10 protein-coding genes are annotated in these 17754 nt (G+C 34.7%); 2 read left to right on the top strand and 8 right to left on the bottom strand.

What is annotated here, in order from left to right; translation table 11 throughout:
• Window position 1: 1 nt before the first annotated feature.
• The 3 genes from ACPX19_RS03945 to ACPX19_RS03935 all read right to left on the bottom strand — a co-directional run bounded on the left by ACPX19_RS03945 (window position 2) and on the right by ACPX19_RS03935 (window position 4801).
• Window positions 2-199 carry a hypothetical protein gene (locus ACPX19_RS03945; protein WP_426431622.1) on the bottom strand — a complete coding sequence of 66 codons (198 nt, stop codon included), beginning with the start codon at window positions 197-199 and terminating at the stop codon, window positions 2-4.
• 155 nt (window positions 200-354) lie between these two features.
• Complete coding sequence (locus ACPX19_RS03940; RefSeq protein ID WP_426431621.1) at window positions 355-4389, bottom strand: ATP-binding protein; 4035 nt, start codon at window positions 4387-4389, stop codon at window positions 355-357.
• Between the two features lie 151 nt (window positions 4390-4540).
• On the bottom strand, window positions 4541-4801 hold the full coding sequence (locus ACPX19_RS03935; RefSeq protein ID WP_426431620.1) for a hypothetical protein: 261 nt from the start codon (window positions 4799-4801) through the stop codon (window positions 4541-4543).
• 261 nt (window positions 4802-5062) lie between these two features.
• On the opposite strand from ACPX19_RS03935, the gene ACPX19_RS03930 reads away from it, so the two are divergent.
• Complete coding sequence (locus tag ACPX19_RS03930; RefSeq protein WP_426431619.1) at window positions 5063-6487, top strand: aldehyde dehydrogenase family protein; 1425 nt, start codon at window positions 5063-5065, stop codon at window positions 6485-6487.
• 200 nt (window positions 6488-6687) lie between these two features.
• Here the strand turns inward: ACPX19_RS03930 and ACPX19_RS03925 are convergent, their stop codons facing one another.
• Window positions 6688-9294, bottom strand: a complete 2607-nt coding sequence (locus ACPX19_RS03925; protein WP_426431618.1) for a tail fiber domain-containing protein — start codon at window positions 9292-9294, stop codon at window positions 6688-6690.
• 123 nt (window positions 9295-9417) lie between these two features.
• On the opposite strand from ACPX19_RS03925, the gene ACPX19_RS03920 reads away from it, so the two are divergent.
• Complete coding sequence (locus ACPX19_RS03920; protein ID WP_426431616.1) at window positions 9418-11340, top strand: tetratricopeptide repeat-containing sensor histidine kinase; 1923 nt, start codon at window positions 9418-9420, stop codon at window positions 11338-11340.
• A gap of 2 nt (window positions 11341-11342) precedes the next feature.
• On the opposite strand, the gene ACPX19_RS03915 is transcribed toward ACPX19_RS03920, so the two are convergent.
• The 4 genes from ACPX19_RS03915 to ACPX19_RS03900 all read right to left on the bottom strand — a co-directional run bounded on the left by ACPX19_RS03915 (window position 11343) and on the right by ACPX19_RS03900 (window position 17744).
• Window positions 11343-11957, bottom strand: a complete 615-nt coding sequence (locus ACPX19_RS03915) for a response regulator (protein ID WP_426431615.1) — start codon at window positions 11955-11957, stop codon at window positions 11343-11345.
• Between the two features lie 106 nt (window positions 11958-12063).
• Complete coding sequence (locus ACPX19_RS03910; RefSeq protein ID WP_426431614.1) at window positions 12064-13071, bottom strand: isoaspartyl peptidase/L-asparaginase family protein; 1008 nt, start codon at window positions 13069-13071, stop codon at window positions 12064-12066.
• A gap of 10 nt (window positions 13072-13081) precedes the next feature.
• Window positions 13082-14752 (bottom strand): MFS transporter, encoded by a 1671-nt coding sequence (locus ACPX19_RS03905; protein WP_426431613.1) that lies wholly within the window; start codon window positions 14750-14752, stop codon window positions 13082-13084.
• 19 nt (window positions 14753-14771) lie between these two features.
• On the bottom strand, window positions 14772-17744 hold the full coding sequence (locus tag ACPX19_RS03900) for a GH92 family glycosyl hydrolase (RefSeq protein WP_426431612.1): 2973 nt from the start codon (window positions 17742-17744) through the stop codon (window positions 14772-14774).
• Between the last annotated feature and the right edge of the window lie 10 nt (window positions 17745-17754).

Genomic DNA, 17754 nt, shown 5'->3' with positions numbered 1-17754 from the left:
GTTAAAGTTTAACCTCTACATCAAATGTGTTTCTTACATCTTTAATTATTTTATTGACATAGTAAAGTAGCCCGAGAAAAATTTCACTTCCTCCCAGAATAAGTGGGTTTACATTTCCAAATAATTGAATGGAAACGTGACCTGCCAAAAAGCTCGAATTGATAACTAAAAGCGACACAAGAAATGTAGAGGTCTTCATCTTACAACGATTTATGATTAATAGCTCCTCAAAACTAGTATCGACTCTTAAAAATCGTCTAGATTATTTATTCAAAAGCAAGGAGTATTTTGTCAAAATGAATAAAAATGAGAAGGATTATTTATTCAAAACGAAAGTAAAAAATTGAATATGAATTAGTTACGAAAATCCGAAGGACTTTTATCAAATTCTTCCTTAAAGGTCTTGCTAAACCAATTAGGATCATTAAAGCCTATAGCATAAGCAATTTCTGAGATGGATAAATCGGTAGATTTTAGCATTTCCTTACCTTTTTGCAAACGTACTTTTCTAATAAAAATAGCTGTGCTTGTATTAGATATGGCTTTTAATTTTCGGTAGAGTTGTGAGTCGCTCATTGCCATTTGTTTTGCAAGTTCTGTTGGCCCAAAATTAGAATCTTCAATATTGTTATGAATAACGTCTACTACCGACTTTAGAAAAACGAGGTTTTTATCCGTAGGCCGTGATTCTTTGGTTTTTGTAACAATAGTATTTACAGCATATTTTTCTTGTAATTTTTTGCGCTTGGCAATTAGCATTTTCATTCGAAGTAATAGTTCTTCTTTGTGAAAAGGCTTAGTCAGATAAGCATCTGCACCACTCGAAATGCCATCTATTTTATCCTCTTGCATGGCTTTAGAGGTTAGCATTATAATAGGAATGTGGTTGGTGTTGGTATTTTGTTGTAAATGTTGTGTGAGCTCATAACCATCCATCTTGGGCATCATGACATCGGTAATAATTATATCTGGAATTTGCTCTGATGCCAGTTCTAAACCTTCTTTACCATCATTAGCAAAGGTGACTTTGTATTGTGGTTGCAAGCATGATGCAATATATCTTGCCATATCATAATTATCCTCTACGATTAATACGCTGTTAGAATCTTCATCGGAAATAACATCATCTGTTTTTGGCACTACCGTCCCAACTGACATTTGACGGTTATTAACATCAATAGTTGTGTTTTCGGCATTATTAGTAATAGGTAATGTGATTTCAAAGGTTGAACCTCTCCCAACTTCTGAAGACACTTCAATAGTTCCGTTTAGCAATTCAACAAGTTCTTTGGTTAATGCCAAACCAATACCTGTACCTTGAGAAATTTTTTGAGCTTTATCTTCAACTTGATAAAAACGGTCAAAAATATTGGACAGCTCTTCTTTAGAGATACCATAGCCTTGGTCCGAAACGGTAATATTTAGATTACTATTATTTTTTTGAAGCTTTATAGAGACTTCTGAATTTTGAGGAGAAAATTTAATGGCATTGGAAAAAAGATTGGTTAAGATTTGCCGCATCTTTTCAGCATCAAAATCCATAATTATTTCATTAGGTTGAGCATCAAGATTGAGATTTACACCTTTGTCTGAAGCAATACTTAGAAAGCTGTCAACAACATTTGCAGAAAACTTTATAATATCGTTTTGTACAAGATTTAGCTTTAGTTGTCCTTTTTCAAGTTTTGCTAAGTCTAGCATTTGATTGACCAAGTCCAAAAGGTTGTTACTGTTCTGCTCAATAGTTTCTAATGAAGTCTCGAGCTCTTTTTGGTCACTAACTTTGTTTTTTACATTACCTAAATAGCCAAGAATTATGGTAAGCGGTGTTCTAAATTCATGTGTTATATTGGTAATGAACCTCGATTTTAAAGCATCGAGTTCTTGTAAGCGTTTAGATTCTTGCCCTGCGATTTGGCGTTGCAGACTAATTTTGTAGAACGCATAGACAATTCCTAAGAATAGCATTAGATAAAGTAGGTAGGCAAGATTACTTTTATACCAAGGCGGTATTACATTGATTTGTAATTCCAAGGGTGCTTTTTGCCATACTTTATTTCTGGATTTTCCCTGAATCTTTAAAACATGTCTTCCTTTTGGAAGATCCAGTAATGGAATTTCTCTTGATCCTGATAAATCATTCCAATCGGTATTATCCAAAGTATATATAAACTGGTTATTTTTTGTTGGACGCAGATCTAAATCGGAAAAAGAAATGTAACAAGGGAAATCTGTATGGTTAAGCGTAATTTCATTTGTTGTTGTAATACTCTGATTAATAATCTTACTATTGGTTAGAGGATTTATTTCTTGATTCTTTACTCTCAAAGATGTAAAGGTTAAGTCTCCTGGGACATCGAGTTGATGAACATTTTTTGGATTAAAAATATTGATACCGTTAATACCGCCAACATATATTTCGTTGGTGGTTTCATTGTAAAAATGTGCGCCAAGATTAAACTCTGAACTTTGTAAACCGTCGTTTATAGTATAGTTTGTAAAAACTTCGGTTTCTTTATTAAAGCTAAATATGCCACCATTGGTGGTTAACCATAAATTCTTGTCTTGGTCTTCTGTTATACTATAAACAAACGTATTGGTTAAACCTTCTTCAATACCATAGCGTTTAAATGTATTATTTTGTGGGTTGAATTTATTGAAGCCATCTTGCGTTGCTACCCATAATGTTGCATTCTCATCGTGCCATGTATGTAATGTTGTGTTACTACTTAGGCTTGTGGAATCTGTTTCTGTACTATAGTAGTTGGTGAATTTTGGGTTAAGGTAATTATCATCTTCAAAATGAAGTTTGTTGAGTCCATCTTCAGACGTTATCCAATAATTCAAATTTTTGTCTTGCGACATGTTGTAGGTGAAATTTGAACTTATTGAATTGGCATTTTCGTTGACTTTGTAATGCTCAAAAGTTATGATGTTACTTTTTAAGTCTCCTGTAAATCGATTGACTCCGCCACCATAGGTCATAATCCAAACTGTTCCTAAATGGTCAATATACACACCACGAGTTGCATCAGAACTTAAAGATTTAGGATCATTACTGTTATGGTAAAGGCTAATGATTTTAGGATATTTTGGATCGAAGTTATTCAAGTCGATAACTGAAGCACCCTTAATGGTACCAATCCACATATTATTGTTTTTGTCGATTGCCATGCTTCTAATGACATTAAAAGCTAAGGCTTCGTTGGTGTTTTCTTTAGTGATGTATGTTACATTACCTTTAGTATCTATACAGTTAATACCTTTGCGAGTGCCAACAAAAAAGTAGTCGTCATTTTTAGCAAATGATAAAATAAAAGCATTGTTTAATGAGATTTCAGATGAGGTGTTTACATTCTTAAAAACAGGTTCACCTAAAGTTACTACATCGAGATTATTGGTCCCAACCCAAAGCAAATTACCATCCGTAAAGGTGTCGTAAACACGATTGGAAGTTATGGAATTACTATGGTTCTGTTCACCATAATAAGTGGTTATATCTTTAAAGCGTAAATCTTGTTCATCAAAGTTCTTGGCCATGTAAAATCCGTCAAATGTGCCAATGTAAAAGGTGTTTTTATGTATATCAATTGACGATATACTTAGATTTTTGTTGGTACTATTATTCAAAGGAATTTTAGAAAGTTGTTTTTTAGTTTTGTTGTAGAGAAAAAGCCCATTTATGGTACCAAGCCAAATGGTATTTTTAATGGCAAAAATTGCAGTGATGTTCCCAATAGGTTGGTTAAGTTCAACCTCAGAAAATACCACATTTTTATCTTGAATGTTTTTGCAAATAAATAGCCTTCCGTCTTGTGTGCTTACATATACATTATCATCATCAACAAATGTTGAATTGAACTGTAACTTTTCTCCATTAATTTTTGAGATTTTACTGTAATCATTACGTCCTTTATTGAAAATATAAATTCCTTCATTCAATACAGTTGCGATTATGGTACCATCAGAAGTTTTTGATAAGCTGCTACAGTTCCCGGTTTTAATAGCCGTTGCTCTAAAACTGTCAACTTTAGAATCGTAGATAGAAATACCATTATCGTTTGTACCTATCCAAAGATTACCATCTATATCTTCTAAAAGTGTATTGATAAAATTTCCAGAGATGCTTAGACTATCTTTTTTCTGATTTTTATAAACCGTGAAAGATGTACCATCAAACCTGTTTAAACCATCTTGAGTGCCTAACCATAAAAACCCGTTAGAGTCTTTTAGTATGGTTCTTATAGTCTCTTGGGACAATCCATCTTTTGTACCATAATGGTAAAACGTAAAATTTTGAGCAAAGCAAAAAGAGCTCAATAAGCCAAAAATGATAGCAAGCCTAGCTCTACTTATACTTTTAAAAAAAACACTAATTGCATTGGTCATAAAGGGTAAATAGTTAAGTACAAAATAATAAATCTTTGATTTATAAGGAAATACTTATGGCTAATGTTTAGACACTTTGCCTCATTTTTTAATAAAAACAAAAAAGCCGAAACATTTGTTTCGGCTTTTTCAATGGTTAATAGCATATTAATTAGCAAAGCTTTACATCCTTAACTTTAATTTGAAGGCTTTTTCTGTAAGCTTTAATACTTATAATCTCGTTACTTTTCTTATGGTTCATTCTTAAAACCTTAGCCTTAGCTTTGGCAGAGATACTAGCTTCCTTAACTTCTGGCTTTTCAGATTTAATAGTTTCAACCAATTCAGTTTTAGTATTACTTACAACCTCTTGCTGAGCGAAACCTGCAACAGACATTGTTAAGAATACTAATATGACTAAACCTTTTTTCATTGTTATTAAACCGTTTTGTTTTAATTTCGATTCAAAGAAACATAGTATTGTTTGTTGAAATAGAAATTTTTGGACGAAACAAGACGATAATTAGATAACTGACATTTGTTAGTAAAAAACATCGATGAAATACACAAAATGAGCTTGTAGCCCTTTAAAATCCATATTTTAGTAGATAAAAACTATTGATTTTCAGACCAAAAGAGTCGCTTTACGAATGTCATCGACGAACTGCACAGATTTATTATTTTAAAAATTAGCATGAATAGAAATAGTATAGATTTTAGTGAAAACCCACACTTTCAGTTGTTATTAAAACAAAAAGCCCAACAGCTCAAAATTGGGAATATGCCCTATAATTATAGAATAAGACAGCTGGAAAAACTTAAAACAGCTATTGAAGTAACCTATAGAGACAGAATCACAGAAGCCTTACACAAGGATTTAAATAAGCCTAAAGTAGAGGCAGAACTTACGGAGATTTATCCCATCATAAGCGAAATTAAATTTGCAAAGTCTAACCTGCGTCAATGGATGCGAATGCAAAGAGTAGATACACCTATGTCTATGCTTGGCTCGAGCTCTTACTATATTTATGAGCCTAAAGGAGTTTGCTTAATTATTTCGCCATGGAATTTTCCGTTTAATTTAACGTTTGGACCTTTAGTGTCTGCAATAGCTGCGGGGAATTCTGTAATTATAAAACCATCGGAGATGACACCAAATTCTTCAGCATTGATGGCAGAAATTGTAACGACTATTTTTAGAGAGGAGGAAGTTACATTAGTAGAAGGTGAAGTTGAAACCTCAACTCAGTTATTACAATTACCATTTAACCATATCTTTTTTACAGGCTCGCCAAATGTTGGAAAAATAGTAATGTCTGCAGCAGCAAAACATTTGGCGTCGGTAACCCTTGAGTTGGGTGGAAAATCACCAACAATAATCGACAGTACAGCTAATATTGATAAAGCGGCAAAGCGAATAGTTTGGGGAAAGTTTATGAATGCTGGGCAAATATGTGTGTCTCCAGATTATGTATTAATTGATGAAAACATTAAAGAAAAGTTTATTGAAGCCTGTAAAAAATGGATACAAAACTATTTTACCGATCAGCCTGAAACATCAGATTCTTATGCAAGAATTGTGTCTGGTAAGCATGTTGAACGCTTAAAATCGTATTTAGATAACGCCCAAAGCTTGAAAGCTAAAGTTGAGATTGGTGGTAGAGTAGAGGCCAATTCAAAATATATAGCACCAACAATAGTTTCAGATGTAAATGAAGAAGCTAGATTATTAAATGAAGAAATATTTGGGCCAATTTTACCAATTGTCACCTATAACACATTGGATAAAGCAATTACTTACATCAATTCCAAAGAACGACCATTAGCCTTGTACATATATAGTAGTAGCAAGAAAAGCATAAAACAGATTATTAAAAAAACTAGAGCAGGCGGTACGTGTATTAACACTAATGTGATTCATTATGCCAACCATAACTTACCATTTGGTGGCGTTAATAATAGTGGTATAGGTAAAAGTCATGGTTTTTATGGTTTCAAAGCTTTTAGCAACCAACGCGCTGTGGTAAAGCAACATACCTTTGGAATTAATGAATTATTATTTCCACCTTACACCAAGTTTAAAGAGAAATTAGCCAAATTGACTATAAAGTGGTTTTAAAAAGAAAAGAGCCGCTCCCTACTGCGACTCTTTCAAAAAACTAAAATTAAAAATTAACTGATAGTTAAAAACTTTATGTGATAGATTAGGTTTCTCATTAATTGAGCTCGAAAAAGCCGCTCCCTACTGCGGCTTTTCCGCCCAAAAACATAATTGCTCCTTTAAAACAATTAATGCTGAAATTTCTTTATAAATTAACTTTATTCATCTGCTGTATGAGATACAGAAGTATTAGTATTAACATTGTTCATGCTCTTTTCTACAGCCAATAGTCTTGCTTCTAAAGCCTCCAATCGGCTAAGTTTATACTTAAGAATCGTATTTTCAGTTTCTAGTGATTCAATTTTTTTGTTTAATTCTTTAATGGCCTGCACAAAAACAGCATCATAATCACCATAGGACGTTTGGTAGAAACCAAGATTATCTTTAGTTACCTTTTCAGGGAAAACTTCCATTAATTCCTGGGCAATAAAACCATATTGTAATTCCTTAGGACGCTCAGTGCCAGTTTGATTATCATTCCATTCGTATGTTACACCTCTTAGATTCAATAACTTATTCAAAGCTAATTCACTATCAATTGTATTAATATTCTTTTTTAATCTTCTATCAGAATTAGCTAACCAAGCCCCAGCCGTTGCTTTAGAAGCTGTACCATTTACTTCCAATTCATTTGTTGTAGGTGTTCTTCTTATACCAACATTACCATCACCAGTTACCACAATAACATTTCCACCACCACCACCAGCAATAGATGAGAAAAATAAATTGAATCGAGCATCAGCTTCTGTATCATCAGCTCTACCATATAGTAACCAATTATTTGTTGTTTCAGCAGAATTAGAAAATCTTAAGCGACTACCGTCATTAGCGGCTGTCTCTATTAAATCTAGATGAGATATGGTGCCAGTACTATTTCTAGTGACTTGTACTTCTGCATTGGCGCGTAGAATTTCATTATCCATTTCCCCATAAATAAAAGAATTAGTACCATCATTACTGTTGTCAATGATTAATTTATTACTGCCTGTAGTACTTCTTCCAGCTTGATAGCCTATAAAAATATTTGAAGAACCATTCATATTTTCTCCCGCAAGGTGACCAAATACGGTATTATAACTTCCTGTAGCAAGGTTCTCACCAGACTGCTCTCCAACAAATGTGTTTCCGTCTCCATTTTGTAAATCGAACAAAGCCCCAAGTCCAATAGCTGTGTTGTCTATTCCCGTAGATAAGCTAGAAAGTGATAGGCCTCCTATGGCAGTGTTATCATTTCCTGTAGTTATTGATGCCCCAGAAATTCTTCCCACAAAAGTGTTTCTGGTTCCTGATGTAACCGAATTACCAGCATTTTCTCCAATCCATACAGATTGTAGTTGAGTCGTTTCAATTTGGCCTTTTGCAGTAATACGTACTTTTTCTACATTATTAGTTCTGAAAGCTAAATCTTGGTTGTCAGTTGTGCCTATGAAATTTGTTGATGGATTTGTCCCTGAATTTCCATTAATAGACCAATCATTTCCTGTATCATCCAATGCTGATAGGTCTACGTTTTGAGCGGTACCATTTTCAATACCAACCGTTAAAATATTTGTTGAATTATTAAAAGAAAGGTTTTGTATGTTTTGGTCGTCAGTACCTGTTCCGTCTTGAAGTGCTACTAAATTAACTGAGGTTCCAGTGCCGTTCTGGATACCTAAATTTAGAGTTGTTCCTGTTAAACTTGCAGCAGTTAAATTTTGGTTATCTGTATCTGTAAAAACAGCTGAGGCATTTACAAAACTCAAATTTCCACTGCCATCAGTTCTAATAACTTGATTTACAGAACCGTCTGAAGCGGGCATTCTATATCTATTTGATGTGCTTTCACCTAATTCAGTTCTTCCGATTAAATAAGCTGCATAACCTGAGCTATTTTGCACATCAGAATAAAAGCCATAGTGCGTTCCAGAAAGGGCAGAAGGGATAATTGTATAATGACCATATTTATCACCTAAACTAGTTGTGTTAGTAGAGTATTCAATATACGATCCATATCTTTTGGCATTTACATTTGCTCCAATGTTGTTGCTAAAAAGGCCATAATATAGGTAATGTGGTGATTGACTTGAACTTAATGATCTCATATTATTAACAGCCCTGTAATTGTACATTGTTCCTGTAACATCATTTGTTGATTGAAGAGAACTTCCAACATTATAATACCAACCCGTAGAGCCATTTTGAATATTTGTAAAAGAATTAATTCCACCCGCACCTGATGCTGTAGTGTTTGCATAATATCTTGAAAGGTTAATACCACTTGTTTGTGAATTAGAATATACAAGTAAATTTGCATTTGGGTTTACATTTGCTCCAATGGCAACATTGCCAAGTGTAAACATATTGTCGCTAATGTTATTTGGCGCAGATGAAGTGCCTTCTTCATGCCAATCTGCATCACTTGTACTACCTACTGCAATTTTTATCCAATCACTGGCTGTATCATCCCAATAGTAAAAGCCTTTACCATCTTCACCAGTATTATCGTAAAACACCATCATACCATCTTGGTTTGCGGTCATAGAGGCATCAGCAGGTAGATTAGTAACACGAGGGATCAGTATACCATCTAGATTTGTTGGTGAAGCTGTATTGGAAGCACTGATATCTAACTGTGCTTGTGGGTTAGTGTTGCCAACACCTACTTGTGCAAATAAACTGTGGCCAATTAAGAAGATCAGGATTACAACAACACCAATGGCAAAGTTTTTAAATGGTGTTTTACTTAATGCATCTTTTGAATCGTTTGGGTTAATAGTATTCATAATGTAGAGAATTGATTAATAGCACGGTGTAAAATTCTTAAATTGTATAAAGTTTCATTTCATCCTTTTGGGTGATTTTTAAAGTCAATAGCTTTGTTAACTTTGTGTTACTAATTATTTTAAATGAAAATCAATCATATACTCCTTGGTCTATGCCTAGTGTTCAACAACCTAAGTTTTTGTCAAGATGCAGCTATAGATGCTTATCAAGATAGTCTTCAAAATATTATAGATAGCAACGTTTCTAAAAGCGTTAAAAAAGAATCGTTGTTCTTATTGGGTGAGTATTTGGTTCAGCGAGACCCAGATAAAGCCGAGCTCATCGCTAAAGATTTAGAAGATAATTACATCAAAAGTGATAGTAGTGAGATACGACGTAACAACTATATTTTTGCTGCAAGCCATAGGTGGCATGGCGACTATAAAACAGCATTAGACTATTATAAGGATATTCATTCTTTTTCTAAAAAACGTAATGATTCCATAGACATTGCCAAAAGTGCTCATTTTATAGGTACAATAAGCATGTATCTTGGTAATAATGTACAATCTCAAAATATGCTTTTAGAAGCTGCATCCATTTATGATAGAATTGGTACTGCAAAAGAGAAAGCTCGAATTAACAATACGCTTGCGGGCTTTTATCTTAATGTAGATCAGTTAGAGAAAGGCAAACAAAAATACCTAAAAGCATTAAAACAGTTTGAAGTCTTGCAAGATAGCTCTGGCTTGGCTAGCGTTAATGCTAATCTTGGAATGTTGTATACTGACTTGGGAGATTATGAAAAAGCAGAGTATCACCTAATGAAACAAAAGGAATATAATGTTGTATTTCCAACATTGAGAGAAATGGGCTTTCACCACGATTTTCTAGGTTTGTTAAGGCAAGAACAAAACCGATTAGATGAAGCTTACGAAGAGCATTTAAAGGCTTTAAAAATCCGTGAAAATTTGAGTAGTACTTATAACTTGTGCGAATCTAAAATTCATATGGGTGAAATTTTGATAAAGCTCAAAAGATATGATGAAGCCATAGACCAACTTAATGATGTGTTTTCGTTTGAAGAGCACGAATCTTTAAATCAAGAAGAACGTGCTTATGATTTGTTGGCCGAAGCTTACGAGAAAAAAGGGGATTACAAATCTGCACTTGGCACATTTAAGGCATATAAAAATATGACAGATTCTATTTATTCAAAAGAATCGATAGAAATTATTGCCGAGAAAGATGCACTATACAATCAGCAAAAAAAGGATGCTGAAATTGCTCTTCTGAATAAGGAAAATGAAATTAAGGAGACTAAATTATCTCGGTCTAGAGCTATTATGATAATATCATTAATTGGCTTAGGTTTACTAGCTATTGCTGCAATTGCTTTATTAAGATTAAACAAAAAAATAAACAGTAAAAATGAAACTATAACTAAGGCGTTAAAGGATAGAGAGCTCTTACTGCACGAAACCCATCATCGCGTAAAGAACAATCTTCAGATGATTTCGAGCTTACTCAATTTACAATCTAAGTATGTAAAAGATAATAATGTTTTAGAAGTTCTCCAAAATGGGAGAAATCGAGTACAATCTATGGCAATTCTACATAAAAATTTGTATGCAGGTGAGGATTTAAATATGGTAAACATTCAACAATATTTTGAAGGGTTGGTGGATAGTATTTTGAATTCTTATAAAAAAACAGACAAAGACGTGGACCTTACAATTGATGCGGAAAAAGTTATCATGGATGTAGAATCTGTAATTCCTTTAGGGTTAATTGTTAATGAGCTGGTGACAAATTCTTTAAAACACGCTTTCCCTGAAAGTATTAAAACTAAACCAGAGATTATTTTAAAAATGTCTGAAGGCGAAGATTTCTATACCTTAAAAGTAGCAGATAATGGTGTTGGTATACAAAACGATATCATTGAAAATGGCAAACAAGAGTCTTTTGGTCAGCGTCTCATAAAATCGCTTTCCAAAAAATTAAAAGCATCCATTAGTATTACAAATGATAATGGGACCTCGGTTTCTTTTGTGCTTCCAAAGTAATGTTAATGCAATAGGGAATGTAGTAGCGCGATAGTCTCTGAACGCGTATGCGTGTTCATTTTTTCATAAATGTTCTTTATATGTGTCTTTACAGTATTGACACTTACAAATTGAGATTCTGCCAATTGTCTATTTGTTTTACCTTCATATAAACCTTCTAAAATATCAAACTCTCTTTGTGTAAGCGGAGTATTGATTTTAGAATTTATCATTTCAATTTTAAGAGAGACCGGTAATACAAACTTTGAAAAGTTATAAAGTGCCACTTCAATATTAGAATAAAGCTCTTTTTCATTAAAAGGCTTTACAATGTATCCCATTGGCATTGTTGGTTTAGCACGTTCGAGAATTTCTTTACCAGAGTACGATGTAAGATATAAAAAAGGGACTCTACGTGTTTTATTGATATGAGCGGCAACTTCAAACCCTTCGTAATTACCATCTAGATTAATATCTAAAAGTACTAGGTCTGGTTGCTCATCATTAATATAGTCTATGGCTTCTGCTTTAGAATACGCCACAGCTACAACGCTATAATCTACATTTGTAAGCATATCATGAATATCCTCTCCAATGATTGGGTCATCTTCAACAATAAGCACTCTTATAGTAGACATTTTGTAGGGTGATTTAAAAAAGTTTACAGCAAGTTACTAAGCATATTTTGTGTTTCAAAAAAACACGACATAAATTCAATTTTAATAGATAAATAGAACGGAACCTCTAGGTTTTATTATAAAAATCAGACTGAATTTGCTCATTCTTTCCATCTTGAAACTTAGTCATACTAAACCATTGATGTATTGAGTAACTTCCTGTTTCACCTTTTTTGTTAACAGCAATATAACCTACCTGAAAGTCTTTATAATTACTGTTTGGTTTTGAAACAATTCTACCAATAGCCTCCTCGCAAGCTTGTTGAGGTGTTTTACCTTGGCGCATTAATTCCACCACCAAAAAGCTGCCCACGGTTTTAACCACTTCTTCACCAAGACCTGTAGCAACACAGCCACCAATTTCATTATCTATAAATAAACCTGAACCAATGATTGGCGAATCGCCAACACGACCTTGCATTTTGTAGGCCAGGCCACTAGTCGTACAAGCCCCTGCAATATCACCGTTTTTGTCAATAGCCAACATCCCTATGGTATCGTGGTTTTCAATATTGATGATGGGTTTATATTCGCTTTTAACTTTCCAGTCTTCCCAAGCCTTTTTTGAGGATTCTGTTAGTAAATCTTCTTCTTTGAAACCTTGTGAAATCGCAAATTGTTTGGCGCCTTCACCAGCCAACATAACATGAGGTGTGTCTTCCATTACCTTTCTGGCCAAAGAAACAGCGTGTGTTATATCTTTAAGGAACACCACCGAACCACAATTACCGTTTTTGTCCATAATACAGGCATCTAAAGTCACATTTCCATCTCTGTCGGGTAACCCACCCTTACCTACAGAACTATTTTTGATATCGGCTTCTTCAACCATGCAACCTTGTTCTACAGCATCAAGTGCACTGCCACCAGATTGTAAAACTTCCATAGCTTTGGCCGTCGCATTCTTAACGTGCCAAGTGGCAATGACCAATGGTAATTTTACTTCACTTGTTGAAGTGACTGCCATGGCGGAATTTTCTTTTGATTCAGAATTAGTACAATTGGTAAGTGAATTTCCAATGACTAATCCTGCACTTGTTAACGCAGCGTTTTTTATAAAATTTCTTCTTTTCAAAATCTAAGATTTAATATTCAACACCTTGTTTGTCTAAAACAGTTTTTGTTCTAAATGCATAGAATAAGAGATATACAAAACAGACCACTGCAATCCAATAAGATGATTGGATGCTAAAGACATCGGCTAATTTTCCTTGTACAGGTGGAATAATAGCACCACCTAATATCATCATAATCAAGAAAGCAGAACCTTGGGACGTATATTTTCCTAAGCCAGCGATGCTTAAAGTAAAAATACATGGCCACATTATTGAGCAGAATAAACCACCTGATAAAAAGGCAAATAAGGCAACATTGCCTGAAGCAAACAAACCAATGAGCATGGCAATTACCCCTAATAAACTAAAAATTTTCAAGGTTTGAACAGGATTGTCCTTTGCCAAGAAAAAGCCTCCAATTTGAACCGCAATACAAACGGCGAAAAATAAAATTTCATCAGAACTAAAACTGTATTTTATGGAATTAACTAGTACAATTACTCCAAAGGCGACGTAAGGTACAATAATCAGCAATGCCTTTTTCAGGCCTTTACTTGGGTTAAAAACCGTAATGGCACCAACCCAACGACCAATCATTAATCCTCCCCAATATAATGAAATGTAAGAGCCTAATTGAGAGTCATTCAAAACCGGAAGACCTAGTGCATTTAATCCAGAATTTTCAAATTCTTGTTTTAGAAGTTCCCCCAGATTACTACCAACAGTAACTTCGACACCGACGTATGTAAAGATGGCAAGCATTCCTAAAACCAATTGCGGATATTTCATTGCTCCCCAACCTTCAGGCTTTTTAGTTGCACTAGAGTTTGCTTTTACTACAGCAGCAATTACAGCAAGAAGTGCAATGAATAAAACTATTAGTCTTGTGTGCTCAAGTTCTTCATTGGCTGTGGAGTCGCCAGAATAGGTACTAAAAATATAGCCAAAGCAGCCAACAATGACGAGTGTTAAAATAATTAGTAGGTTTCTAGCTTTATTTGCCGGTTCAAAAGCTGTTTCAGATTTTAACGCTGGTAATTTCTTTGAGAAATAAAATAAGGCTGCAGCTACTAAAAATAGAGCGCCAACGCCTAAATACAATTGTTGAACTGTCATCAATGTAATTTCATTATTGGCAATCATCGAGGCTAATTCATCTGTACTCCAACTTGCTGAACCAAAAATGACCAAGCTTACCACAACAGGACCTATTGTAGTTCCGAAGGAATTAATACCACCTGCTAAATTCAGACGATGCGACCCTGTTTTTGGGTCACCAAGTGCAATAGCGAAAGGGTTGGCAGCAGTTTGTTGAAGCGAAAACCCCAAGGCGACTATAAAATAAGCAACGAGTACAAGATAAAATACTCCGGTTTGTCCTTGTTCGGCACCTGCTGTAACTGGATACATAACAAAGGCTCCAATGGCAGAGAGCAACAAACCATATATGATACCATTTTTATAGCCCCAATTGTTCATAATATCTTTTTTGATAGAACCAGAAAGAATAAATAATAGTAAAGCTCCTATGTAATAGGCACCATAAAAGGCAAAATCTACCAATTGCGACTGAAATTGGTCTATATTAAAATAGGTCTTGCAAAAGGGGATAAACACACTGTTAGATGCTGCAATAAAGCCCCAGAAAAAGAATACAGTAACTAAGGTTGCTAAAGCCGATTTGTTGTTTTGATTGCTCATATTTTGTTGTTGGTTAGTTTTATTTTATTGAAATCTCATCAGTAAAAATCCAGCTTCTACCATCCATTGGGTAGCCCAAATGCCATTCTGGTAGTTCGCCTAGTTTCTTTGCGATGATTTTTACATATTTATATTCCGTTATTGGAATTTTAAACTCTACAGTTTTGATTTCAATTTCACTGTTCCTATCCTCAGCATTTATTTTCTGAGAAGGTAAAGCCCTGTAGTTCTTACCGTCTTTTGACACCAAACATTGCACTTCAGTTGGGTAAAAAATCCACGCACCTTGGTCTTGTAGAAAATTTACTGAAACGAGGTTAATAGGTTTCAGTCTTCCCAAATCTACAGTGGCCACCAAATCCGTATCATGATAACCTTGCCAGCTTCCTGTTCTGTAGTTTTTGGTGCTTCTAATACCATCAATCAATGCATCATTCCCACCTGCTGAATATTGATTAGCAAATTCACTTTCAAGCTTGATGCTTAAGTTCGGGTCAATCTTATAAAATGGTGTGGTTAGCACAGGACTTTTTAGGTCACCTTTTTCAGAATATAACTTCACTTTTGTGTCTTCTGTTATGCTGAAAGGCGTTTCGTAAAGTTGAAAATCTTCATCATTAATAGCATAAAATATCTGGGCTTCTTTTTCAGAAGTATTTAAAACAACTTCCGTAGAACCTCTGAAAGTGATATCGCCTTTTTCAATAAATGGCGACGGTAAAATAATGTGGTCTGTAATTTCGATTTTTGGCTCTTGACCTTCTCGACTTCCCCAAACCGCTGGATTGTCGGTCATATGAAATTCCAAATTACCACCATTCACAATATCCTTATGAGTGATGTAGGTGTTGTTCAGTTTTTCGCCATTTAAATAGACGTATTCCACGTATTTATTATTGTCACTAAGATTATGCGCTGTAATGTTGAATTGTTTTCCGTTTTCCAGATTAATCGTGACTTTGTCAAAAAGTGGCGCACCAATGATATATTGATTAGAACCTGGCGTTACAGAATAAAAACCCATAGCACTCAACACGTACCAAGCACTCATTTGTCCACAATCTTCATTTCCCGAAACACCATCTGGGTCGTTTTTATAGAGTTCGGTTAAAATTTGATGAACTTTCTCTTGCGTTTTATGTGGCTTATTTACAAAATTGTAGAGGTAAGCCATATGATGACTTGGTTCGTTACCATGAGCATATTGCCCGATTAATCCTGTGATATCAGCTTGGTGTCTTCCAGAAGTTTCTGCATTTGCAGAGAATAACTCGTCAAGTTGCGACTCTAAAGCGTCTTTTCCTCCGAGCAAATCCATAAAGCCAGAAATATCCTGCGGAACATAAAAACTGTATTGCCAAGCGTTAGCTTCAGTATAATTAAAGTTGACTTCGTAAGGATCAAACGGTGAAAACCACGTATTCCTAAAACGACCTCGCATAAATTTAGTGCTTGGATCAAACACATTTTTGTAGTACTGCGCACGTTGAATGTAGGTTTTGTAATCTTCGTTTTTATTCATCGCTTTTGCCATCTGCGCAATCGTCCAATCATCGTAAGCATATTCCAAGGTTTTTGAAACTGATTCGCTTTCTTCATCAACAGGAATAAAACCATAGTTTTTGTATGCTTCTAAACCGAATTTGTCACGAGTAGCTGAATGCTTCATAGCCTCAAAAGCTTTTTCGGTATCATAATTTCTGATGCCTTTTAAATAGGCGTCAGCAACAACAGGAACGGCATGATAACCAATCATACAGTCAGTATAATTTCCTGATAAATCCCACATTGGCATTATACCACCTTCATCATATTTTGCTAAAAATGTATTGATGAAATCGTTGGTTTTATCTTGCTCTATAATCGTGTAAAGTGGATGTGCAGCTCTGTACGTATCCCAAAGTGAAAATACTGTGTAATAATCAAAATCTTTAGTTTCGTGAATTTCTAAATCCATACCTCTATAGCGACCATCAACATCTTGATAGATATTTGGCGCAATCATTGTATGATATAATGCAGAATAGAAATTAGTTTTTTTGTCTAAGTCTTGGTCACTGAGCGGAGTCGAAGTGCTTTCAATAACGATTTTTTCCAACTGAAATTCCCATTCTTGTTGTGCTTCTTGCTTTACGGTTTCAAAATCTTTGGTTAAAACTTCAGCTTCGAGATTTTTGTACGCACCAGCTTCATCAACGGCAGAAATTCCTGTTTTAATGAGTATTGGTTCATTGTTTAGGTTTTCAAATTGAATGATGGCTTTTTTACTCTCGAACTTATAATTTTTACTTATAGCTACACCTTCGCCGTCGTCATAAACAATTTCTTTTATTGGGTGTGAAAACTTGATGTGATAGAACAAACGTTGGTCTTTTGCCCAAGCAGCAGAATGTCTGTAACCATTGATTTCTGTGTCGTTTAGCTTATTAATTTTATAGTCTAATAGTTTGTCTCTGTGGGTCAAATCCAAAACCACATACTGATTTTCAGCTGAAGGAAATTGATACTTATGAATACCACTTCGCTTGGAAACTGTTAACTCAACATCAATATTTGTTGAATCTAAATGTACTTTATAGTAACCAGGTTTAGCGCTTTCATTCTCGTGAGAAAAGTGAGCTCTGTAACCTGATTTTCCATCTGAACCATTATTAAAATTCACTTTATTGGTTGGCATTAAAAGGACATCGCCATAATCGCTAATGCCTGTGCCGCTGAGATGTGTGTGAGAAAATCCGTAGATGTATTCGTCTGTGTAATGATAACCAGAACAGCCATCCCAACCTTCTAAGCGTGTGTCAGGACTCAATTGCATCATACCAAAAGGCATCGTTGCGCCAGGATAGGTGTGACCGTGGCCACCAGTGCCAATGAACGTGTTGACGTAATTAGTTAATGGTTTGTCTTTTTTTGCAGGTTTAATGGAATACGATTCTTTACAGCCAAAAAAAGAAATGAGAACAATTAAAACTAAGGTTGGTTTAATAGGCATCAAAAAAGAT

Source organism: Winogradskyella sp. HB-48, assembly GCF_049942685.1.
Lineage (GTDB): Bacteria > Bacteroidota > Bacteroidia > Flavobacteriales > Flavobacteriaceae > Winogradskyella.
Note: the sequence above shows the minus strand (reverse complement) of the source record. Positions and strands in the feature narration are given on the sequence as shown.